Genomic DNA, 22,233 nt, shown 5'->3' with positions numbered 1-22,233 from the left:
CGATGCTTCCGGTGATCGGATGTGATCAGGCGACGTAACGGGCCTCGGAGACCGGGTCGAGCACGAAGTCGTAGACGACCTCGTCAACGCCGTCGGCGCCCGGCTCGGGGGCCAGGATCAGCTCGGGCTTGACCGCGCCGGCGACGTCGTCCTCGACCCACTCGCCACCCTGGAAGTACAGCTGAGTGGTGATGAGCCGCTTGCCCGGGGCCGTCACCTTGAGGTGCAGGTGCGCCGGACGCCACGGGTGGCCGTCGTAGCTGGCGATGAACTCGCCGGTCGGGCCGTCGTGCGGGATCTGGTAGGGCGCGGGCTGGATCGTGGTGATCTCGAACCCACCCTCGACATCGGTGGAGAAGGTGCCGCGCAGGTTCCACTCCGGGATACCCAGGCCGTCGTCGAACTGCGAGTAGTAGCCATCGGAATCGGCGTGCCAGAGCTCGACTGTCGCGCCCTCGATGCCGGCGCCGTCCAGGTCACGGACCTGACCCTTGAACACCAGGAGGGTGCCCTTCTCGTCCTCGCGCATCGGCATGGTGCCCTTGGCGCCGAGGTTCGGGGCGTCCGGCACGTAGTACGGGCCCTCGATGGAGCCCTTGGTACCGGTGAAGATCCGACTGTTGGAGTCCTCGACGAAGTGCTCGAGGAAGACGTCGAGCCACAGCGGCCACTCGCCACCCTCGCCGACGTTGATGAGCCACTGCTTGAGGACGCGGTACTCGTCGTAGGTCACCTCGTGCTGGTAGATGACCTCGGACAGCTTGGTCAGCACGTCCTTGTAGATGGCGGCGGCGCGCTCCGGCGAGGTGTCGGAGCTGACCCGGTGGCCCTTGAACTTGTCGGTGGCGGCGCTGCCGGAGCCCGAGGCGGTGGGGACTGCGGTGGTGGGGACTGCGGTGGTGCTCATGACGCTCCCTGCGTGAGTGGGGGGACTGGATCGGGCCGGTGAACGATGTCCTGCTCAGGGATCTCCGTCGGCCGATGCCCTCACTGTGCCCCCGGCAAAGGTGTGTCGTCAATCACCGCCCTATACGTATGTAGTGGCAATCTTGTGCGTATCGCGCACCTCGCGGGCGCGTTCTCGCAGATAGACGTACGGATGAGAACAATCCGTTCGCGGTGCGAACAAGTGGCACCTAGGCACGACTAGGCAAACCCCTAGTGTGACTCGCCCCACACTCGGGCACCGTTGGGGTCATCACGGCAACAGGTCGCCCTCGAGGTGGCCCGCCCCGACCCCGCAAGGAGTACTCGATGTCCGATCGACTCGACCATCTGCAGCACACTCTCGACACCGCTCTCGAGGACCGTCCCGCCGAGGGCATCATCCGTGCGAACCGTCGCATCTTCACCGACGAGGAACTGTTCGAACTCGAGATGACGCACATCTTCGAGGGCAACTGGGTCTACCTGGCACACGAGAGCCAGATCCCGAACGTCGGCGACTACTTCACCACCGACATCGGCCGCCAGCCCATCATGATCACCCGCGGCAGGGACGGAGAACTGAACTGCCTGATCAACGCCTGCTCGCACCGCGGGGCGATGCTGTGCCGCCGCAAGACGGACAACCGCACCACGCTGACCTGCCCGTTCCACGGTTGGACGTTCTCCAACTCCGGTGAGCTGCTGAAGGTCAAGGATCCGCGGGACGCCGGCTATCCGGAGCAGTTCAATACCGGCGGTTCACATGACCTTCGCCGTGTGGCCCGGTTCGCCAACTACCGCGGGTTCCTCTTCGGCAGCCTGAACGAGGACGTGCTGCCGATCGAGCAGCACCTCGGGGACAGCCGGACCATCATCGACATGCTCGTCGACCAGTCCCCGGAGGGGCTGGAGGTACTGCGTGGGTCGTCGACCTACACCTTCGACGGCAACTGGAAACTCCAGGCCGAGAACGGCGCCGACGGCTACCACGTCTCGGCGACCCACTGGAACTACGCCGCCACCACCGCCCGCCGCGGCTCAGGCGAATCCAAGAACGAGACCAAGGCCATGGACGCCGGCACGTGGGGCAAGCAGGGAGGCGGCTACTGGTCGTTCGACCACGGCCACCTGCTGCTGTGGATGTGGTGGGGCAACCCCGAGGACCGTCCGCTGTGGGAACGCAGGGAGGAGTTGGCCGAGCAGATCGGTGAGAAGAAGGCGGAGTTCATGGTCGGGGCCTCCCGAAACCTGTGCCTCTACCCCAACGTCTACCTGATGGACCAGTTCTCCAGTCAGATCCGGCACTTCAAGCCGATCTCGGTGGACAAGACCGAGGTGACGATCTACTGCATCGCCCCCAAGGGCGAGAGCGCCGACGCCCGCGCCGCCCGGATCCGGCAGTACGAGGATTTTTTCAACGCGACCGGCATGGCGACGCCGGACGATCTGGAGGAGTTCCGCTCCTGCCAGAAGACCTACCTGGCCGGTGCCGCTCCGTGGAACGACATGACCCGCGGTTCCACCCACCAGGTCAGCGGCCCCGACACCACCGCCCGAGGGCTGGGGATGGAGAACGTGCTCTCCTCCGGCGCCAAGACCGAGGACGAGGGTCTGTACCCGGTGCAGCACGGGTACTGGCTCGAGACCATGCGCCGTGCACTGGAGGCCGAGGAGCGCGCCGCCGCCGAGGCGGATGCCTCAGCCGCGGGGACGAACGGCGCGACGCCGAGCGCCACCGCGACCGCCTCCCTCTGATCCGACCCGCGCCCTCCGGCGCCTCCACTCCCACGAAAGGACCGATGATGTCCGCACCCTCAGTGTCTGAACCCTCAGCGTCCGCACCCTCAGTGTCTGAACCGGCGGTGGCGTCGATCTCCGTCGAGGAGATCTCCGCCTTCCTCTTCCGCGAGGCCCGCCTGCTCGACGACCGGCAGTTCGAGGCATGGATCGAGTGCTATCGCGAGGACGCGATGTACTGGATGCCGGCCTGGGACGACGACGGCGAGCTCACCACGGACCCCTACTCCGAGATCTCGCTCATCTTCTATCCCAACCGGGCCGGCATCGAGGACCGGGTGTTCCGCATCCGTACCGACCGGTCGTCGTCCACCTCCCTGCCGGAACCCCGCACCGGCCACCTCATCAGCAACATCGAGGTGCTCGACCGGCGGCCCGGCGAGGTCGATGTCCGCTTCAACTGGCTCTCCTCGTATGTCCGCTACAAGGCCACCGACCAGTACTTCGGGACGTCTTTCTACACCCTCGACGTCACGGGTGAGACCCCGCTGATCACCTACAAGAAGGTCGTGCTCAAGAACGACTACATCCACCACATCGTGGACGTCTACATGGTGTGACCCTCGTAGCCACCACGCCGGCCCCACCGGGGCGTCGACGACCACCGGCCCGCTCAGAGCGGCCGATCATGCCAGCGACAAGAAGTGAGATCCCATGAGTTACCAGGTGGCCCTGGGCTTCGAGGACGGTGTGACGCGCTTCATCACATGTGGCCCGTCGGAAACCGTCGCCGACGCCTCGTACAAGGCCAGAATCAACATCCCCCTCGATTGCCGCGACGGAGCGTGCGGCACGTGTAAGTCACTGTGCGAGTCGGGAGACTACGACGGCGGCGACTACATCGACGACGCCCTCACCGACGCCGAAGCCGAGGCCGGCTACTGCCTGCCGTGCCAGATGGTCCCGCGCTCGGACCTGGTGGTCCAGATCCCCACCACCTCGGACGTGGCCAAGACAACCGCGGCCGCCCATCCCGCGACGGTGACGTCTGTCGAGAGACTGGCCGAGGGAGCGTTCGCGCTCACCGTGGAACTCGATGACCGCGGAGCGCTCGCGTTCCTGCCGGGCCAGTACGTGAACGTGTCCGTGCCCGGCACCGACCAGGTTCGCTCGTACTCGTTCTCGACGGGCCCGGACGCCGACCACCTGTCGTTCCTCATCAAGTACGCCGCCGGCGGCGCGATGTCCGAGTACCTGGCGCAGCGATGTGCGCCGGGCGACCGGCTCGACCTCACGGGCCCGATGGGGAGCTTCTTCCTGCGCGAGTCACCGCGGCCGCTGCTGCTGCTCGCGGGGGGCACCGGACTCGCACCCGTCCTGTCGATTCTGGAGAGCCTCGCCGTCGCCGGTTCCGGGGACAGGCCCGTGCACCTGGTCTACGGGACCTCACGTGACACCGATGTGGTGTACACCGATCTACTCGACCAGTACACGACACGGTTGCCGGGGATGACGTGGGACCTGGTCGTGTCCGACCCGGCCACGGCGTTCCCGAACACCGGATACGTCACCGGGTTGATCCGCCCCGAGCACCTCCACGGCGGGACGGCCGACATCTACCTGTGCGGCCCCCCGCCGATGGTGGAGTCCGTCCGGACCTTCCTGGACACCGAGGGCCTCGAGGTCACGCACTTCTACTACGAGAAGTTCACCCCGGCCACGGTGGTGGGGGACGGGGCAGCGGCTGCAGGCGCCGACGTCGCATCCACTACTCCCGTTGAGACGCCGGCAGTGGCCACCCCCGCCGAGGTCGCACCGGTCGCCGTCGACAACGCTGCTGCACACGCCGACCCTGAACCGGCCGAGATCACCACGGCCCCTGACGAGCTCGCCACAGCCGGGCCGGTCGCAACCGGTCCCGTCACGGCGGAGAGAGTCTCCGAGGCCGCCCCGGCGGTCGCGACCCGCGAGGCCGTCGTGATCCCCGCAGCACCGATCGCAGCACGGCCCGTCGGCTTCCGACCCCGGATTCCGGGCCTGTTCCGCGCTCCCGTCACCGGGTCGCGCGGATCCACCGGCCCGCAGCCGGCAATCGCCGCCCGACCGGTCGGGTTCGAGTCCCGGGTCCCGGGCGTGTTCGGCCCCGGGTCCTCACCGGGACCGGCGGCCGAGGAGAAGACCTCCGTCATCGCGGCCCGGCCGGCGGGATACGTCCCTCGACCCGTGACACCGCAGCCCGTCCTCTCGACTTCCGTCCCGCGGACGACGTCGACCGCCCTGTCGCTGTCCGGCGGCGAGCGGTCCGAGACCATCACGTCCTCGACCGGTGTGGTCAGCGGCGAGGTACATCCCGGGATCACCCACTCGGACGCCCAGTTCGATGCCCGGATGGCGCTCGAGCTCGGAGCAGTCGAGCTCACCATGGGCCGACTCGACGCCGCTCGCCTGGCGGAGTTCCGCATGCTGGCGGAGTCGGCCAACCAGTACATCCGGGGCGATCGCTTCCTCGACCCGGCGCGCTTCACCGCTGCGAACGCGCAGTTCCACGAGTACCTCTTCCGGTGCACGGGGAACGAGGCCCTTCTGCAGGCCTACCGGATCCTCGAGGTCACCCGGGTGATGAACAGTGTCCTCCCGGACGCCCGCTGGGTGTCGGAGGACATCGTGCCGGAGCACCTCGAGATCGTGACCGCGTTCGAGAACGGGGATCGCGACGCGGCGCGATACCTGATCAGGCGGCACACCGAACACGCCAAGGCGACCATGCGCGCCGCGCTCGCCGACAAGTCCGTCGGGGCGGCGTCATGAGCGCCCCGGTCGGTGACCACGACGCCGTCCCACCCGTCCTGTCCCCCGGGCGTTTCGACGGGCTGTCCGTCCTGGTCACCGGTGCGGTTCAGGGAATCGGTCGTGCGGTCGCCGACCGGGTCGTCCGGGAAGGCGGGGTCGTCACCGCCGTCGACCGTGCGGACGCGATCACCCGGGTCGCCGAGGAACTGACCGCTGAGTCGCCGGACGGCCACAGGGTGACTCCGGTGGTCGCCGACCTCGAGACGTTCGAGGGCGCGCGATTCGCGGCGGACACCGCACTCGCCACTCACGGCCGGATCGACGTACTGATCAACAACGTCGGAGGCACGATCTGGGCCCGGCCCTACCACGAGTACTCGCCGGAACAGATCGAGAAGGAGGTGCGCCGTTCGCTGTTCCCCACGCTGTGGATGTGCCGGGCGGTCCTGCCGTCGATGGTCTCCGTCGAGGCCGGCACCATCGTCAACGTGTCCTCCGTGGCCACGCGCGGTGTCAACCGTGTCCCGTACGCGGCGTCCAAGGGCGGGGTGAACGGACTGACCACAGCGCTCGCGCTCGAGGCGGCTCCCCACGGGATCCGGGTGGTGGCCACCGCTCCAGGCGGAACTCTCGCCCCGGAGCGCCGAATCTCCCGCGGCGGTGACGCCAGCACCGACGAGGAGAAGCGCTGGTACCAGCAGATCGTGGACCAGACCGTCGACTCCACCGCGCTCGGTCGCTACGGCGACCTCCACGAACAGGCCGCTCCGATCTGCTTCCTGGCCTCCCCCGAGGCGTCCTACATCACCGGGTCGGTCCTCCCTGTCGCCGGCGGCGACCAGGGCTGACCGCCCGCTCCGGCTCCCGTCTACGCGCGCCGCACGTCACCTCACGCACCCTCTTCACGCCCCCGGCGCCACCCCGCGCCCCCTGGTGTTACACCGCTCCATCCCACCCATCCCATCCCTCACCGGAGGTCCACCGTGACCGAAAAGACCGCAACCACAGCCGACGTCTGGGAGTCCCCCGCGCATCGGCGAACCGTCTACGGAGTGCTGGCCGTTGTCGCGCTGGCCATCCTCTTCGACGGCTACGACCTGGTGATCTACGGCGCGATCCTGCCCACGCTCATGTCGGACCCCGGTCAGATCGGCCCCCTCGGGGCCGCGCAGGCCGGCGCCCTGGGTTCGTACGCGCTCGTCGGAGTCATGATCGGAGCCCTGAGCGCGGGCGCCGTCGGAGACCGCATCGGCCGGCGGAAGATCATGCTCGGCTCGATCGCCTGGTTCTCGATCGGCATGGCCGCCACCGCCTTCGCACAGAACATCACGACGTTCGGGATCCTTCGCCTGCTCACCGGCCTCGGAATCGGCGCCATCGTCGCCACCGCCGGCGCGATCATCGCCGAGTTCGCCCCCGCCGGGCGGCGGAACCTGTTCAACGCCGTGGTCTACAGCGGCATCCCCGCCGGAGGCGTCCTCGCCTCCGCCCTGGCGATGCTCCTGCGCGACCACATCGGCTGGCGGGGACTGTTCCTCATCGGCGCACTGCCCATCATCATCGTCCTGCCCTACGCGTGGTACGCCCTGCCCGAGTCGCCTCGCTGGCTCTCCTCGCGCGGCCGCACCGACGAGGCCGTCGCCCTGTGCACCGCCCGCGGATTGCCGGTCCACGCCTTCATCGACGCACCAGCCGCGACCACTGACGACCCCCGGACGGGCACCGCTGCGATCGCACCCACCGGGTTCGCCGGCCTGTTGACCCCGGCCTACCGACTCGGCACCCTCCTGCTCGGGTTCATGAGCTTCGCCGGACTCCTGCTCACCTACGGGCTCAACACCTGGCTACCGACGATCATGGAGACGTACGGCATCGACGCCAGGAGTTCCCTGGGCTTCCTGCTGGTCCTCAACGGCGGCGCCATCGTCGGCGGGCTGGCCGCGTCGCGGTTGGCCGACCGGCACGGCCCGCGGGTCATCGTGGCCTGCTCGTTCGTCCTCGCCACCCTGGCGCTGATCGCCGTGACCCTCTCCCCTCCGATCGCTCTGATGATCCTGCTCGTCGCCGCTGCCGGTATGGGCACCATCGGGACCCAGGTGCTCGTCTACGGCTTCGTCTCCAACTACTACGAGACCGGCTCCCGCGCCGCGGGTGTGGCCTGGTGTGCGGGTTTCGGGCGGCTGGGCGGGATCCTCGGCCCGGTCATCGGTGGTCTCCTGGTCGCTGCGGGCCTCCAGGCGGAGACCTCGTTCCTCGTCTTTGCCGGAGTGGCCCTCGCCGGCGCCCTCATCACGCTCGCCGTGCCGCGCTCGCCGGGCCTGATCGCGCAGGTCCCGGATACCGTCCCGGGCTCCGGACACGAGGGACGGACCGGGGGTTCGCTGGAACAGATCGAGACCCCAGCGACCGACCTACGCTGAGGTCATGACCACCATGCCCTCCCTGATCCCCCGCCACGGTCACCACCGCGCAGCGGAGCGACTCCGCGAGATCCATGGCGCGGTGGTGGACCGCGGGTCGTCGGTGGTCCTGGTGGCCGCCCCCTACGGTGGGGGCAAGAGCCACCTCGTCGACACCCTGCTCACCGGGACCACCGGTGTGACCACGGTTCTGACCAGGGCGTTGCCGTGGGAACACGACGTCCCGTGGGTGACCGCGGACCGTATCCTCCAGCGACTCCCCCGGGGAGCTGCGGGGTGTGACGAGGAGACTCCCGGCGCCCTCCCGGTCGAGCGGACGGCGACCCAGGTCGTCGACGAGCTCGGCGCCGCCCTCGGGGGCGCGGGCGCCGGGACGGTCATCGTGATCGACGACGCCGACCACGCCGACCCCGACTCCCTCCGTGCTCTCGGGTCGGCCCTCGAGGCCTCCGTCGACGGTTCCGTCCTCCTGGTCCTCACCGCCGGGAACCCCTCGGAGGGACAGTCCGCGGACCTGTGTGCCACCCTCGCCCGCGAGACCCTGCACCTGGGTGCACTCGACCACTCCGAGATCCGGGCCCTGGCGGCGGCCCGCACGGGGCGGGAGCCGTCGGCCGCCGCGGCCCGCAGGATCCTGGACTACACCGGAGGCGCCGCCGACGCGGTGGCCGCGGTCGTCGACGAGGCCTCCGATTCCTGGTGGACGAGCCCGTTCTCTCCCCCGCCCCTGCCCAGCTCGGTCGAGCTGGAGACCGGAGCCCTGCTCGCGGGGCTGGAGCCCGGAGACCGCGCAGTGGTCGAGGCCGCCGCCGTCCTCCCCCCTCCGGTCCTGCTGGAGTCCCTGGCCGCCCTCGTCGCAGCCCGACCGGGTGGGTCCGGCGAGGCCGGGAGGGTGCTGGACGCCCTCGACGCCGCACACCGGGCCGGGATACTCCGCGTGGACCTCTCCCCCGGCGCCGCCGCGCTCACGTTCCGCTCGCCTCTCGTCCGTACGGCGGTCCTTCGCGGCATCCCACCCCGCGAGCTGCTCTCTCTGCACACCGTCGCGGCCGGACTCGCGGAGGTCGAGGACCCCGACGCCGCCCTGGACCATCTGGCCGCGACCTCGACCGGTCCGGACCCCGAGCTCTGCCGTGTGCTGCGGGAGCGTGCGAGGGCTCACGCCAGGTCCGGACACTGGAGCGCCGCCGGTCACGCCTACCTCACGGCGGCGGCGCTCACCGCGGACCCCGACGAGGCGCGAGGCCTGCACATCGACGGAATCGACGCGCTCCTCGGGGCGGGGCGGATCAGCGAGGCCGCCGCGCTGTCCCACGCGCTGGACCGGGTCCGGCCCGACCGTCGCCGCGATGCCGTCCTCGGTTCGCTCGCGCTCCACCTGGGCCACGCGGGAGAGGCGGAGGCACTCCTCCGACGAGCTCTCGACCCCGGGTCGACCGGTGGTCCCGGTGACACCGCTCCCGACCCGGTCGCCCTCGCCCAGAAGTTCGTCGTGCACTCACTGTGCCTCTGGCGCCCCGACCAACTGCGGCAGTGGGCCGGGGTCGTCATCGGCAGCGACCAGCCCGACCAACCCGAGGTCGAGGAGGCCCGGGCGATCACCGTCCTGGGCGAGGCGATCGACGCGACCCCGGGTGCCGGTGACGCCGACGAGGGCCGACTCGGTGCACTCGCCCCCGCCGTGGCCCAGCGGTTCGAGATGGCCTCCGGGTGGATCGCCCTCGCCCACGACGATCTCGAGACGGCCCGCCGCCGGCTCGGTTCGGCCGTGCCGACCGCCGACGTCTCCGGTTCCGCGCGGATCTCGCTATGGGCGCAGGCGTGGCTCGCACGCACCCAGCTCCTGCGGGGGGACTGGGACGAGGCGCTCCGGGTCGTCGACACCGCCGCGCGACGTCTCGACGACCTCGAACTCGACCTGTTGGCCCCCGCGATCCACTGGTCGGGTGCCGTCATCAGGTCCATGCGTGGCGACCATCTCGGGGCGGCCGCACACCTGAGGCACCTCACCACCACCGCGGACGCCTACCCCGTGCAGATCATCCCCTCCGCGATGGGTCGCATGCAGGTCGCCGCCGCCGCCGGCGACTACACCTCCGTGCGGCGGGCCGCCGAACCACTTCACGCCCTGTCCCTCCGGCTCGACATCGACCAGCCGGGTTTCTGGCCGTGGCACGATCTCTACGCCCACTCCCTCGTCCTGGCCGGTCGGCTCGAGGACGCCGAGGCGCTCATCGGACCGCCTGAACAGCGCGCCGTGGAGCTGGGCCACCGGTCCACGCAGGCCAGGCTCGGCGCGGTCCGCTCCCGGATCGCCGCCGTCCGCGGGGATGCGGAGGAGTGCTCCCGCATCTTCCACCGGAGCCTGGAATATCTCGACGGACTGGCGATGCCCTACTACTCCGCGCAGATGCACTTCGGCTTCGGCCAGACCCTCCGGCGGGCCGGCCGGCGCCGCGAGGCACACCTCGCCCTCGGGACCGCCCGAGACCTCTACGAGCAACTCGGCGCCCACGCCTACGTCGAGCGCTGTGAGCGCGAGCGCCGTGCCGGGGGCGTCGACGTGGCCCGCGCGGTCGGCAACTCCACCCTCACCCCGCAGGAACGGGCCGTGGCCACGCTCGTCGCGGCGGGGCGCACCAACGCCCAGGCCGCCGAGGAGCTGTTCCTCAGCGTCAAGACGATCCAGTACCACCTCACCCGCATCTACTCGAAGCTCGGGATCAACGGCCGCACCGAGCTGGCGGCCCACGTCGCCAGGTCGCGCCACCCGTTCGGGCCCGAACCCGCCGATTCAGGAGTCCCATGACCGCCGACAGTGCCCCGACCGACGGGCGGAGCCGGGACACCGACGCCGCGGTAGGAGACCCGTCCCGGACCGCCACGCCGCTGCCGATCGAGCTCCCCCACCACCGCCGGCCCTCACCACGGCAGGTTCTCGCGGACCTGGGCCCCCGCGAGTGCGCCAACGCCCTCATCGCACTGATCTTCTCCGCGACCGGACCCGTCGCCGTGATCCTGGCCGCGGGAGAGCAGGGCGGGTTGTCCCCGCAGGAACTGTCGTCGTGGATCTTCGGGGTGTTCTTCGCCAACGGCGTCCTCACCATCCTCATGAGCTGGATCTACCGGACACCGTTGGCGTTCTTCTGGACCATCCCCGGCACCGTGATCGTGGGCAACTCGCTCGGGCACCTGCGGTGGTCGGAGGTGCTCGGCGCCTACGTCGTCACCGGAGTGGTGATCCTGCTGGTGGGGCTCAGTGGGGTCGCCCGCAGGGTCATGGACTGGATCCCGATGCCCCTGATCATGGCCATGGTGGCCGGGGTGTTCCTCCGATTCGGCCTGGGCCTGGTCGACGCGGTGTGGGCCTCCGCCGCCGTGGCCCTCCCCATGGTGTTGGCGTTCCTCGCCGTCGGCGCCGTCCCGCGGGTGGCCCGGGTGATCCCGCCCATCCTCGCCGCGATGCTGGTGGGGATCGTCGCGGTGATACTCGACGGCGGGTTGTCCCGGGGAGTCCTGGACGACGGGCTGTTCGCCGTACCCATGGCGCAGGCGCCGGAGTTCACCCTCCGCGGCCTCACCGAGCTCGTGGTCCCCCTGGCCATCACCGTGCTCGTCGTCCAGAACGGCCAGGGTGTCGGCGTACTTCGTGCCAAGGGGCACCATCCGCCGGTGAACGCCTGCGCCGTGGCCTGCGGGGTCTGGTCGCTGCTGGTCTCCGCGATCGGCGCGGTCTCCACCTGCCTGACCGGACCGACCAACGCGCTGCTCGTCTCGTCCGGCGAACCCCGCCGGCACTACGCGGCCGCGATCGGCACGGGTGGGCTCGCCCTGGTCGTGGGAGTACTCGCCCCCGCGTTCGTCGGGCTCATGGTCGGCACGCCGGCGGCCTTCGTCGCGGCGCTCGGCGGGCTGGCGATGCTGGCGCCACTGCAGTCGGCGTTCGTCACGGCGTTCCGCACCGACCGCGCGTTGGGGCCGCTGGTGTGCCTGCTGGTGACGGTGGCCGACGTGTCCCTGCTCGGGATCTCCGCCCCGTTCTGGGGGATCGTCCTCGGCCTGGCGGTGTCGGCGCTGCTGGAGCGCCGCATCACGCCGTGACACTCCCCCGGCACGACTCAGGGGCGCCCCCGTGGAAGGGGCGCCCCTGGGTGTAGCACTCGTGGGCCGGGCTCGGCGGTGGACCTACGCCGATTTCTCCCGCGGCTCGGAATCGGAGAAGGGGACGATCGTCGGCAGTACGTTGTGGCGCACCGTCTCGCCGGTGACCACCACGCGCGCGACGTCGTCGCGCCCGGGGATGTCGTACATGACCGGGAGGAGGACCTCCTCCATGATGGCGCGCAGGCCGCGGGCGCCGGTGCCCCGGAGGATCGCCTGATCGGCCACGGCCTCGAGGGCGTCCGGGGTGAACTCCAGCTCGACGCCGTCCATCTCGAAGAGCCGGGCGTACTGCTTGACGAGCGCGTTCTTGGGCTCGCTGAGGATGTTGACCAACGCCTCGCGGTCCAGGCTCGTCACGGTCGCCACCACCGGCAGGCGCCCGATGAACTCGGGGATCAAGCCGTACTTCACCAGATCCTCGGGCATGACCTCGGCGAAGTTCTCCGTGGTGTCGAGGGAGCTCTTGCTGGCCACCTCGGCCCCGAAGCCCATTCCCTTGCGACCCACGCGGTCACCGACGATCTTCTCCAGGCCCTGGAAGGCCCCGGCGACGATGAACAACACGTTGGACGTGTCGATCTGGATGAACTCCTGGTGCGGGTGCTTGCGTCCACCCTGCGGGGGCACCGACGCCTGTGTGCCCTCGAGGATCTTCAGCAGCGCCTGCTGGACGCCCTCGCCGGACACGTCGCGGGTGATCGACGGGTTCTCGGCCTTGCGGGCGATCTTGTCGACCTCGTCGATGTAGATGATGCCCATCTCGGCACGCTTGGTGTCGTAGTCCGCGGCCTGGATCAGCTTGAGGAGGATGTTCTCCACGTCCTCACCGACGTAACCGGCCTCGGTCAGCGCGGTGGCGTCGGCGATGGCGAACGGGACGTTGAGCATCTTGGCCAGAGTCTGGGCGAGATACGTCTTGCCACACCCGGTCGGACCCAGCATGAGGATGTTGGACTTGGCCAGCTCGACGGCGTCACCGCGACCGAGGGAGGCCCCCACACGGATGCGCTTGTAGTGGTTGTAGACGGCCACCGCGAGGTTCCGCTTGGCGGCGTCCTGTCCCACCACGTACTCGTCGAGGAACGCGTGGATCTCCGACGGCTTGGGCAGCTCGTCGAGTGCCGAGTCCTGAGAGTCCTCGACCTCGGACTCGATGATCTCGTTGCACAACTCGATGCACTCGTCACAGATGTAGACCCCGGGACCGGCGATCAGCTTCTTGACCTGCTTCTGGCTCTTCCCACAGAAGGAACACTTCAACAGGTCGCCGCTCTCACCCACACGTGCCATGAGTTCTACGTCCTCGCATTCCAGGGGCCCGGATTCACACCCCGTAGTCGACGGTACGCGGGAGGGCCGGCAAATCCGACCCCCGCGCGATCAGTTCATTGGACCTGACGGCGCACCGCTACCCACTACGGCGCGCCGCCCGGACGTCAGTTGGTCGTCGACAGCTTCCGGTAGTCGAACACGGTGTCGATGATCCCGTAATCCTTGGCCTCGGCGGCCGTGAGGATCTTGTCGCGATCGGTGTCCTTGCGGATCTTCTCCGCCTCGTGACCGGTGTGCCGGGCCAGGGTGGTCTCCATGAGACGACGCATCCGCTCGATCTCGGCGGCCTGGATCTCCAGGTCCGAGACCTGCCCCTGGATTCCTCCGGTGGCGGGCTGGTGGATGAGGATGCGGGCGTTGGGCAGCGCGGCCCGCTTGCCCTTGGTTCCCGCCGCGAGCAGGACCGCGGCGGCCGAGGCCGCCTGTCCCAGGCACACCGTGACGATATCGGGACGCACGTACTGCATCGTGTCGTAGATCGCCATGAGCGAGGTGAACGATCCACCGGGCGAGTTGATGTACATGGTGATGTCGCGGTCCGGATCCTGCCCCTCGAGGACGAGGAGCTGGGCCATGATGTCGTTCGCCGAGGCGTCGTCGACCTGGGTGCCCAGGAAGATGATGCGCTCCTCGAAGAGCTTGTTGTACGGGTTGGACTCCTTGACGCCGTAACTCGAGTGCTCGACGAAGGACGGGAGGATATAGCGCGAGGACGGAAGTGAGGTCATCGGTGACTCCGTGGTCGTGTGCGGGGCTGGGTGGGCGGCGGGAGCGCTCCCGTGGGCGGCGTGCTCTGTCACGACGGCGAGGTTCCGCCGGTCTGGGAGGCGCGCGCGATCACGTGGTCGACGAAGCCGTACTCCTTGGCCGCCTCCGCGGTGAACCACCGGTCACGGTCCGAGTCCTCGGTGACCTGCTCGAACGACTGGCCCGTGTGCTGGGCGATGAGCTCGGCCATCTCGCGCTTGGTGGCGGCGTACTGCTCGGCCTGGATGGCGATGTCGGCGGCGGAGCCACCGACGCCGGCCGAGGGCTGGTGCATCATGATCTTCGCGTGCGGCAGCGCGTAGCGCTTGCCCTTGGTGCCGGCGGTCAGCAGGAACTGACCCATGGAGGCCGCCAGGCCCATGCCGTACGTCGCCACGTCGCACTCGACGAACTGCATCGTGTCGTAGATCGCCATCCCGGCCGTCACGGAGCCGCCGGGCGAGTTGATGTACATGGCGATGTCGCGGGTGGGGTCCTCCGCAGCGAGCAGGAGGATCTGCGCGCAGAGGCGGTTGGAGATGTCGTCGTCGACCTGGGAACCCAGGAAGATGATCCGTTCCTGCAGAAGACGCTCGTACACCGAGTCGCCGAGGGTCAGCCCGTGGGATCCGGGCGAGCTGAGGGCGGGCTGCGTCGAACCGGGCTGTGCCGCTGAACCGTTCTGGGCCACGGGGTACCTACCTTCGCTGATCGTCTCACCGCTCCCGCGGTGCCCGGCCGTCCGGCGGCCGGGTATCCGTTACGTCAAACAGTAACCAACGCCCACGACGGAACCGTCCCGACGGGGCGGGTGTTCGCTCTCAGCGTCGCCGCCCGCGGTCACCGTCGCCGCGAACGACGGAACCGGGGACCACCGCGAGGCGGTCCCCGGTTCCGGGGGGTCTATCGGGTGGCGACGGTCAGGCGTCGGTGTCCTTCTCGTCCGCGGTGCCGGCCTCGACCTCGGCCGAATCGGCGGCCTCGGCGGAGTCCGAGCCTTCGGCGCCCTGGTCCTCACGCGAGCCGAAGAACTCGGTGGTGTCGACCGTGTTCCCCTCGGTGTCCGTCACGGTGGCCTGGACGATCACGTCGGCCAGGGCCTTGGAGCGGCGCACATCGGAGAACAGCGAACCGAGCTGGCCGGCCTGCTGGATCTGCTGCACGAACTGGTTCGGGTCCATGCCGTAGCGCTGGGCCTGGAACATGATGTGCTGCGTGAGCTCCTCCTGCGAGACCTCGGTCGAGGCGTCCTCGGCCACGGCGTCCAGCAGGAGCTGGCTGCGGATGGCGCGGGCGGCGCCCTCGCGGGTCTCGGCCTCGAAGGTCTCGCGGTCGGTGCCCTCGGCGGCCAGCGCCTGGTCGAGGATCGCCGGGTCGCCACCGAACTGGTCGATGAGCTGGTGCATCTGCGCGTGCGCCTCGGACTCGACCAGGGACTCGGGGGTCGGGATGTCGGTGGCCTCGATCAGCGCGTCCAGGACCTTGTCGCGGATCTCGCCCGCGAGGCCGGCCTTGGCCTGCTGCGCCACCTTCTCCGTGAGGTCGGCCTTGAGCTCGTCCAGGGTGTCGAACTCGCTGGCCATCTGCGCGAACTCGTCGTCGGCGTCGGGGAGCTCGCGCTCCTTGACGGACTGGACGGTCACCGTGATGACGGCCTCCTTGCCCGCGTGGTCACCCGCGACCAGGGAGGAGGTGAACTCCTTGGACTCGCCGGCCTTGAGGCCCTCGGCCGCGTCGTCGAGACCCTCGACGAGGGTGCCCGAGCCGAGCTCGTAGGACAGGCCCTCGGTCGAGGCCTCGTCGACGGGCTCACCGTCGACGGTGGCGGCGAGGTCCACGGAGAGGAAGTCGCCCTTCTGGGCACCGCGCTCGACGCCCTTGAGGGTGCCGAAGCGGGCACGGAGGTTGTCGAGCTCGGTCTCCACCGCCGCCTCGTCCGTCGCGGGCGCCTCGACGGTCACCGACAGGTCCGAGTAGGTCGGGAGGGTGATCTCCGGGCGCACGTCCACCTCGGCGGTGAACTCGACGAGCTCACCGTCCTCGAGCTTGGTGACCTCGATCTCCGGCTGCGCCAGGACCTTGAGGTCGTGCTCGTCCACGGCCTGGCCGTAACGGGTGGGGATCATGTCGTTGACGACCTGCTCCAGCACGGCCGGGCGGCCGATCCGCGACTCGAGGAGCTTGGCCGGGGCCTTGCCCGGGCGGAAGCCGGCGATGTTGACCTGGCCGGCGAGCGACTTGTAGGCCTTGGCGAAGTCCGGCTCGAGCTCCGCGAACGGCACCTCCACCGTGACCTTGACCCGGGTCGGGTTCAGCTGCTCGACAGTGCTCTTCACGGTGATGATCTCCTAGGAAAGTCGTGTGGGGTTCGTTGTTCGGGCTCCGCTGGTCGGGATGACAGGATTCGAACCTGCGACCCTCCGCTCCCAAAGCGGATGCGCTACCAAGCTGCGCCACATCCCGGTGAGTCGCGCGGCCGACCATCCCGCGCCGTACGCGGAAAACCTGCCGGGCCGCCAAACCAACTCGCCCAGTGTACGACAGCACCGGTTCGGCACGGATTCCGAGTTCACGGGCCGGGAGTTGGGGGCATCAGATCGTTCCGGTAGTGTGGCTACAGCGCGAGCGGGACGTGGGGTAAACCCCCAGGTCAGGCTCCGATGCGGGTGTAGCTTAATGGTAAAGCCCCTGCCTTCCAAGCAGGCTACGCGGGTTCGATTCCCGTCACCCGCTCCACGGTCCCGGTTCATCGCCCGTCGATGATCCGGGACATTTCTCATTTATCGCGAGGTCAGCGCGCCTGACACGTCGGACACCAGAACAACGTCCTGGCGTCCATGGTGTGCGCGCGGACCACGTCGCCACACACCCGGCAGTCCCACCCGTCACGTTGATAGACGTAGTTGCGCGGCCGGTCGGCGCCTCGCCTCGGGACGTCGCCGTGGTCGTGTGGGCGCCGGATCGTGACGATCCCCCCGGTGTCCACCCCGATCGGCATCAACGCCGCGAGATCTTCCCACACGGCGTCGAATTCCGCGCGATCCAACTCGGTTCCGGGCCGGAACGGGTCGATGCCGGCGCGGAAGAGCACCTCGGCGCGGTAGACGTTGCCCACCCCCGCCAGCACCTTCTGGTCCATGAGCAGCGCGCCGATCGGTCGCGCGCTGCGGGAGATCCGGGCCCAGGCCCGATCGGGCTCGGCGTCAGGGTCCAGGGGGTCGGGACCCAGTCGTGCGCGCACCTCGGCCACCCCCTCCTCGCCGAGGACCTCGCACCGGGTGGGGCCGCGCAGGTCCACGTAGTGGGCCGGCCGGTCCTCCGCCCCGGGACGCACCGTCTCCGGATACACCGTCTCCGAATGCACCGCCCCGACACGCATCCGCACCTGCCCCACCGGCGCGGGGGGCTCCTGCCCCTCGGGCACGAGGTGGGTGTCGAAGAACCCGTAGAGCCCCAGGTGGACGTGGACGGTGAGGCCGCCCTCGTAGTGATGGAAGAGGTGCTTGCCCGTCGCCGCGGCGTGGTCGAAGTACCGACCGTCGACGACGACGTGGTCGGCGAACCGCCCCTGTGGGCTGGAGACGCGGACGGGCCCGCCTGCGAAGTACTCGGTGTGCAGGCGGGCCAGTCGGTGGAGGGTGTGCCCCTCAGGCACGGTGCATCTCAGGCACGGTGTCGCTCAGGCACGGTGTCGCTCAGGCACTCGTCTGGTCAGGCCCCGGGGACCGGCGGGGCCTCGTGGGTGCGCTCGTACTCGGCGAGGATGTCGATGCGCCGCTGGTGACGATCCGCCTCGGACCAGCTCTGGTCGAGGAACGCGTCGACGATCGCCAGCGCCTCCTCCTGCGAGTGCATCCGCCCCCCGATGCCGATCAGCTGGGCGTTGTTGTGCTCGCGGGCCAGTCGGGCGGTCTCGACGCTCCACGCCAGCGCACAGCGGGCACCGGGGACCTTGTTGGCCGCGATCTGCTCGCCGTTGCCCGAACCGCCCAGCACGATCCCGAGGCTGCCCGGGTCCGCCACGACCTTGCGGGCCGCGTCGATGCAGAAGGCCGGGTAGTCGTCCTCCGCGTCGTAGGTGTGGGCGCCACAGTCGACCACCTCGTGGCCGGAGGTCTTCAGGTGCTCGGCGATGACGTTCTTGGTCTCGAAGCCGGCGTGGTCCGCTCCCAGGTAGATGCGCATGACGACGATTCTGCCACGTCGGACCCCTGCCGCCGAAGGCGGTGGAGTCACTCCCGCGGCCGGATCACCATCGTCTCCGACGCCGTGCCCTCCGCGGCGACGAATCCCAGGTCCCTGTACAGGCTCCGGGCCGGATTACCGGCCTCGACGCTGAGACAGACCCGGTCCAGACCCCTGCCCCGCGCGGCTGCGAGAGCCTCCTCGAGCAACCGCGTCCCGAGACCTCCCCCGCGATATCCGGGCCACACGCACACGCTGAGCTCGGGGACCCCGTCGGCCACGTACCCGTAGCCGGGATCCGCGGCGTCGAGGAACAGCAGCCACACCACGCCGACGGGGCGTCCGCCGATCTCCGCGACCAGTCCGAAGTCACCGCGATCGGGTCGGAGTGCGGTGTAGTGCGTCAGCACCGGATCGGAGGCGATGTCGGCGGGTGTCACCAGCTCCTCGCCCGTCCAGTTGACGTTGAGCAGGGTCGCCTCGGCGACGAGTGCGGCGTCGTCGACCCGCAGTGGCCGGAGGTCCGCCACACCTTTCGTTCCGCCGGTTCCGGGCACCCTCCCACTGGTCATCGCGATCGGCTCAGTCGAACTGCGGGGCCTCGGTACGGCTGCGCTTGAGCTCGAAGAAGTAGGGGTACTCGGCCAGCAGGGCGGCACCGTCGAAGACCCGGCCCGCGTCCTCCCCGCGGGGGATGCGCGTGAGAACGGGTCCGAAGAAGGCCACGCCGTCCACGTGCACGACCGGGGTGCCGACCTCGTCGCCCACCGGGTCCATGCCGCGGTGGTGCGAGGCGCGCAGCTCGTCGTCGTACTCATCCGTCGCCGCTGCGGCGGCCAGACCCGCGTCCAGTCCGGCGGCCTCGAGCGCCTCGGTGATCACGGTGGGGTCCTCGATCCCCCGCCCCTGGTCGTGGATGCGGGTGCCGAGCTCGGTGTACAGCCGGCCCAGGACCTCCTGGCCGTGACGCTGTGCGGCGGCGATCGCCACACGGACCGGACCCCAGCCCCGCGTCATCATCTCCGTGTACTCCTCGGACAGGTCCCGGCCGTCGTTGAGGACGGACAGGCTCATGACGTTCCAGGTCAGCTCGATGTCGCGGACCTTCTCCACCTCCAGGATCCAGCGGCTGGTGACCCACGCGAAGGGGCACAGCGGGTCAAACCAGAAGTCGACGGAACGGGTGGTGGTGGAACCGGAAGATGTCATGACCCCATCGTCCCTGCCCGGACCCCACGCCGCCACCCCGTCCGGGGTGGTAGGACTGGGGCCACCACCCCCGCCCAGGAACCGAGGACCTCCCCGATGCGCTCGCTCAATCTCACCCGTTCCGACGCCGCCGCCAGGGCGGAGCTGCTCGACGTGGACACCTACGAGGTGGACCTGGACCTCACCGACGGCTCCGGCGGGCCGGGAGCGGGGACGTTCCGGTCGCGCACGGTCGTCCGGTTCGCCTGTTCCCGTCCCGGGGCGGAGACGTTCATCGACCTGAGGTCGGCGCGGATCCGTTCGGTGACGTTGAACGGACGGGACCTGGAGACCGGGGAGTATGACGACGAGGTGGGGCTGACGTTGCCCGACCTGCAGGAGACCAACGAGCTCGTCGTGGACGCCGATCTGGCGTACACCTCCACCGGGGAGGGCCTGCACCGCATGGTCGACCCCGTGGACGGGGAGGTCTATCTCTACTCCCAGTTCCAGACCGCCGATGCCAAGCGGGTCTTCGCGTGCTTCGACCAGCCCGATCTCAAGGCCCGCTACACGCTCACCGTCACCGCCCCCGCCTCCTGGGTGGTGGTGGCCAACACCCCGGCCACCGAGTCCCCGGGCGAGTCGGGCTCGGTCGTGCACCACTTCGAGCCCACGGAGATCCTGTCGACGTACCTGGTGGCCCTGATCGCCGGCCCCTATCACGTGGCGGAGGACTCCTACACCGACGAGCACGGGACCATTCCACTACGGCTGTTGTGCCGCGGGTCGCTCGCCGAGCACCTCGATGCCGAGCGACTGTTCGCCGAGACCAAGGAGGGCTTCGCCTTCTACCACCGCGAGTTCGGCATGCCGTACGCGTTCGGCAAGTACGACCAGATCTTCGTGCCCGAGTTCAACGCCGGGGCGATGGAGAACGCCGGGGCCGTGACGTTCCTCGAGGACTACGTCTTCCGTTCCCGCGTCACCGGCTACCGCTACGAGCGGCGCAACGAGACGATCCTTCACGAGATGGCCCACATGTGGTTCGGCGACCTGGTGACCATGCGCTGGTGGGACGACCTGTGGCTCAACGAGTCGTTCGCGACCTTCGCCTCGGTCCTGGCCCAGGTGGACGCAACCCAGTACACCGATGCGTGGACCACCTTCGCCAATATGGAGAAGGCGTGGGCGTACCGGCAGGACCAGCTGCCCTCCACCCACCCCGTCGCGGCCGACATGAAGGACCTGGAGACGGTCGAGGCCAATTTCGACGGCATTACCTACGCCAAGGGCGCGTCCGTGCTCAAGCAGCTGGTGGCGTACGTCGGGCGCGAACCGTTCCTGGCAGGCCTGCGCGCCTACTTCGCCGAGCACGCCTTCGGCAACGCCGAGTTCGACGACCTCCTGCGCGCTCTCGAGGCCTCGTCCGGCCGCGACCTGTCCGACTGGGCCGATCAGTGGCTGCGGACCACCGGGATCAACCCGATCACGGTGGAGGTGGACACCGGCGCCGACACCCCGGGGACCATCTCCGAACTGACCGCCGTCCAAGGGCCCGCCGCCCCCGGAGCCGGGGAGCTGCGCACCCACCGCCTCGGAGTCGGCCTCTACAGCCGTGACGACTCGGGCGCCCTGGTCCGCACCGCGTTCGCCGAGCTGGACGTGGACGCTGCGCGCACGACTGTCCCGGACATGGCCGGCCTTCCCGTGCCAGACCTGGTCCTGCCCAACGACGCCGACCTGACGTACTGTTCGGTCCGGCTCGACGAGCGCTCGCTGGCCACGGTCCTGAGCTCGATCGAGGACGTGACGGATTCGCTCGCCCGCACACTGTGCTGGTCCGCGCTGTGGGAGATGACCCGCGAGGCCCGACTCCCGGCTCGCCGGTTCGTCGAGGTGGTCACCCGCGCGGCACCGCGGGAGGCCCACATCGGGGTGGTCCAGCGCGTGCTCGCCCAGGCGCAGACCACGCTGGCGAAGTACGCCGACCCGGACTGGGCGGCGGCCACCGGCTGGCCGGAGTTCTCCGCCGCGATGCTCGCGGCGGCCCGGGACTCGGAGGCCGGGTCGGATCATCAGCTGGCGTTCCTCGCGGCGCTGTGCAGCTGCCCCGTGGGGGCCGACCAGGCGCGCGTTCTGGCCACACTCCTCGATGCCGGGGCCGACGAGGCGGGGCTGCCCGGCCTGACCCTCGACACCGACCTGCGGTGGACCGTCCTCACCGCACTCGTGGCGGCGGGCGCCGAGAACTCCGACCGGATCGACGAGGAGCTGGCGGCGGATGACACCGCCGGAGGCGCTCGTCGGGCTGCGACCGCCCGTGCCGCCCGGCCCACCGTCGGTGCGAAGGAGGAGGCCGAGGCACTGCTCACCTCCACCGGCGACGACGCCCCGAGCAACGCGGTGGTGCGCGCCACCCTGCTCGGGATCGACATGCCGGGGCAGGAGCACCTGCTCGCCGGCCTGTGCGAGCGCTACCTCGACGACGTGACAGCCCTGTGGAAAGCGCGGTCCGGCGACCTCGCCAAGACCGTCGCCGCAGGGCTCTTCCCGGCGTGGTCCGTGGACGCCGACACCGTGGCCCGCTTCGAAGCCGTGATCGCGGATGACTCCCAGCCTGCCGCCCTGCGCCGGATACTCGCCGAGCAGACCGCGGACCTGACCCGCGCGCTCGAGGCCCGGGCCGCGGATGCGGCGGCCGCAGGCTGAGCCGATGGGCGGCGCGGCGCCGCAGAGCGTG

Annotated in this window: 17 protein-coding genes and 2 tRNA genes; 9 read left to right on the top strand and 10 right to left on the bottom strand. The window is 69.8% G+C overall.

Annotated elements, in window-relative coordinates:
* Positions 1 to 25: 25 nt before the first annotated feature.
* On the bottom strand, positions 26 to 907 hold the full coding sequence (catA, locus tag A6048_RS05580) for a catechol 1,2-dioxygenase (protein ID WP_107748158.1): 882 nt from the start codon (positions 905 to 907) through the stop codon (positions 26 to 28).
* A gap of 347 nt (positions 908 to 1,254) precedes the next feature.
* Here catA and benA point away from each other — a divergent pair, with 347 nt between their 5' ends.
* From benA to A6048_RS05545, 7 genes are all read left to right on the top strand, one after another.
* A complete protein-coding gene (benA, locus tag A6048_RS05575; protein ID WP_107748157.1) occupies positions 1,255 to 2,682 on the top strand; it encodes a benzoate 1,2-dioxygenase large subunit in 1,428 nt (475 codons plus the stop codon).
* Positions 2,683 to 2,729: 47 nt separating this feature from the next.
* Entirely contained in the window at positions 2,730 to 3,284 is a 555-nt protein-coding gene (gene benB / locus A6048_RS05570) for a benzoate 1,2-dioxygenase small subunit (protein WP_235027522.1), read from the top strand.
* Positions 3,285 to 3,378: 94 nt separating this feature from the next.
* Positions 3,379 to 5,472 (top strand): benzoate 1,2-dioxygenase electron transfer component BenC, encoded by a 2,094-nt coding sequence (gene benC / locus A6048_RS05565; protein ID WP_107748156.1) that lies wholly within the window; start codon positions 3,379 to 3,381, stop codon positions 5,470 to 5,472.
* Positions 5,469 to 6,302 carry a 1,6-dihydroxycyclohexa-2,4-diene-1-carboxylate dehydrogenase gene (locus tag A6048_RS05560; RefSeq protein ID WP_107748155.1) on the top strand — a complete coding sequence of 278 codons (834 nt, stop codon included), beginning with the start codon at positions 5,469 to 5,471 and terminating at the stop codon, positions 6,300 to 6,302. The genes benC and A6048_RS05560 overlap by 4 nt, the downstream gene beginning before the upstream one ends.
* A 135-nt stretch (positions 6,303 to 6,437) precedes the next feature.
* Positions 6,438 to 7,874 (top strand): MFS transporter, encoded by a 1,437-nt coding sequence (locus A6048_RS05555; protein WP_107748154.1) that lies wholly within the window; start codon positions 6,438 to 6,440, stop codon positions 7,872 to 7,874.
* A 4-nt stretch (positions 7,875 to 7,878) separates the two neighbouring features.
* Positions 7,879 to 10,683 (top strand): helix-turn-helix transcriptional regulator, encoded by a 2,805-nt coding sequence (locus A6048_RS05550; protein WP_107748153.1) that lies wholly within the window; start codon positions 7,879 to 7,881, stop codon positions 10,681 to 10,683.
* Positions 10,680 to 11,975 carry a benzoate/H(+) symporter BenE family transporter gene (locus A6048_RS05545; protein WP_107748152.1) on the top strand — a complete coding sequence of 432 codons (1,296 nt, stop codon included), beginning with the start codon at positions 10,680 to 10,682 and terminating at the stop codon, positions 11,973 to 11,975. Before A6048_RS05550 ends, A6048_RS05545 begins: the two co-directional genes overlap by 4 nt.
* Before the next feature lie 84 nt (positions 11,976 to 12,059).
* Here the strand turns inward: A6048_RS05545 and clpX are convergent, their stop codons facing one another.
* The 5 genes from clpX to A6048_RS05520 all read right to left on the bottom strand — a co-directional run bounded on the left by clpX (position 12,060) and on the right by A6048_RS05520 (position 16,580).
* Entirely contained in the window at positions 12,060 to 13,328 is a 1,269-nt protein-coding gene (gene clpX / locus A6048_RS05540; protein ID WP_107748151.1) for an ATP-dependent Clp protease ATP-binding subunit ClpX, read from the bottom strand.
* A gap of 146 nt (positions 13,329 to 13,474) precedes the next feature.
* Positions 13,475 to 14,098: an ATP-dependent Clp protease proteolytic subunit gene (locus A6048_RS05535; protein ID WP_107748150.1), complete on the bottom strand. Its 624-nt coding sequence runs from the start codon at positions 14,096 to 14,098 to the stop codon at positions 13,475 to 13,477.
* 68 nt (positions 14,099 to 14,166) lie between these two features.
* Positions 14,167 to 14,808 carry an ATP-dependent Clp protease proteolytic subunit gene (locus A6048_RS05530; protein WP_107748149.1) on the bottom strand — a complete coding sequence of 214 codons (642 nt, stop codon included), beginning with the start codon at positions 14,806 to 14,808 and terminating at the stop codon, positions 14,167 to 14,169.
* A gap of 229 nt (positions 14,809 to 15,037) precedes the next feature.
* Positions 15,038 to 16,453: a trigger factor gene (gene tig, locus A6048_RS05525; RefSeq protein ID WP_107748148.1), complete on the bottom strand. Its 1,416-nt coding sequence runs from the start codon at positions 16,451 to 16,453 to the stop codon at positions 15,038 to 15,040.
* Positions 16,454 to 16,503: 50 nt separating this feature from the next.
* Positions 16,504 to 16,580, bottom strand: a tRNA-Pro gene (locus A6048_RS05520).
* Between the two features lie 199 nt (positions 16,581 to 16,779).
* On the opposite strand from A6048_RS05520, the gene A6048_RS05515 reads away from it, so the two are divergent.
* Positions 16,780 to 16,853: transfer RNA gene (locus A6048_RS05515), tRNA-Gly, on the top strand.
* Positions 16,854 to 16,908: 55 nt separating this feature from the next.
* Here A6048_RS05515 and A6048_RS05510 read toward each other — a convergent pair.
* The 4 genes from A6048_RS05510 to A6048_RS05495 are packed head-to-tail and all read right to left on the bottom strand — an operon-like array spanning position 16,909 to position 19,511.
* A complete protein-coding gene (locus tag A6048_RS05510) occupies positions 16,909 to 17,772 on the bottom strand; it encodes an Fpg/Nei family DNA glycosylase (RefSeq protein ID WP_107748147.1) in 864 nt (287 codons plus the stop codon).
* Positions 17,773 to 17,828: 56 nt separating this feature from the next.
* Entirely contained in the window at positions 17,829 to 18,302 is a 474-nt protein-coding gene (locus A6048_RS05505; RefSeq protein WP_107748146.1) for a ribose-5-phosphate isomerase, read from the bottom strand.
* 47 nt (positions 18,303 to 18,349) lie between these two features.
* Positions 18,350 to 18,874: a GNAT family N-acetyltransferase gene (locus A6048_RS05500; RefSeq protein WP_107748145.1), complete on the bottom strand. Its 525-nt coding sequence runs from the start codon at positions 18,872 to 18,874 to the stop codon at positions 18,350 to 18,352.
* Between the two features lie 10 nt (positions 18,875 to 18,884).
* Positions 18,885 to 19,511 carry a mycothiol-dependent nitroreductase Rv2466c family protein gene (locus A6048_RS05495; protein WP_107748144.1) on the bottom strand — a complete coding sequence of 209 codons (627 nt, stop codon included), beginning with the start codon at positions 19,509 to 19,511 and terminating at the stop codon, positions 18,885 to 18,887.
* Positions 19,512 to 19,607: 96 nt separating this feature from the next.
* Between A6048_RS05495 and pepN the strand changes: the two genes are divergently transcribed.
* A complete protein-coding gene (gene pepN, locus A6048_RS05490) occupies positions 19,608 to 22,202 on the top strand; it encodes an aminopeptidase N (RefSeq protein WP_107748143.1) in 2,595 nt (864 codons plus the stop codon).
* The last annotated feature ends 31 nt before the right edge of the window (positions 22,203 to 22,233 follow it).

The sequence above is a fragment of the Dietzia psychralcaliphila genome (genome assembly GCF_003096095.1).
In the GTDB taxonomy this organism is placed as follows: Bacteria; Actinomycetota; Actinomycetes; order Mycobacteriales; family Mycobacteriaceae; genus Dietzia; species Dietzia psychralcaliphila.
Note: the sequence above shows the minus strand (reverse complement) of the source record. Positions and strands in the feature narration are given on the sequence as shown.

Coding starts and splice junctions, on each gene's coding strand:
- catA (WP_107748158.1), bottom strand. CDS start 907: ATGAGCACCACCGCAGTCCCCACCACCGCAGTCCCCACCGCCTCGGGC.
- benA (WP_107748157.1), top strand. CDS start 1,255: ATGTCCGATCGACTCGACCATCTGCAGCACACTCTCGACACCGCTCTC.
- benB (WP_235027522.1), top strand. CDS start 2,730: ATGTCCGCACCCTCAGTGTCTGAACCCTCAGCGTCCGCACCCTCAGTG.
- benC (WP_107748156.1), top strand. CDS start 3,379: ATGAGTTACCAGGTGGCCCTGGGCTTCGAGGACGGTGTGACGCGCTTC.
- A6048_RS05560 (WP_107748155.1), top strand. CDS start 5,469: ATGAGCGCCCCGGTCGGTGACCACGACGCCGTCCCACCCGTCCTGTCC.
- A6048_RS05550 (WP_107748153.1), top strand. CDS start 7,879: ATGACCACCATGCCCTCCCTGATCCCCCGCCACGGTCACCACCGCGCA.
- A6048_RS05545 (WP_107748152.1), top strand. CDS start 10,680: ATGACCGCCGACAGTGCCCCGACCGACGGGCGGAGCCGGGACACCGAC.
- clpX (WP_107748151.1), bottom strand. CDS start 13,328: ATGGCACGTGTGGGTGAGAGCGGCGACCTGTTGAAGTGTTCCTTCTGT.
- A6048_RS05535 (WP_107748150.1), bottom strand. CDS start 14,098: ATGACCTCACTTCCGTCCTCGCGCTATATCCTCCCGTCCTTCGTCGAG.
- A6048_RS05505 (WP_107748146.1), bottom strand. CDS start 18,302: ATGCGCATCTACCTGGGAGCGGACCACGCCGGCTTCGAGACCAAGAAC.
- A6048_RS05500 (WP_107748145.1), bottom strand. CDS start 18,874: ATGACCAGTGGGAGGGTGCCCGGAACCGGCGGAACGAAAGGTGTGGCG.
- A6048_RS05495 (WP_107748144.1), bottom strand. CDS start 19,511: ATGACATCTTCCGGTTCCACCACCACCCGTTCCGTCGACTTCTGGTTT.
- pepN (WP_107748143.1), top strand. CDS start 19,608: ATGCGCTCGCTCAATCTCACCCGTTCCGACGCCGCCGCCAGGGCGGAG.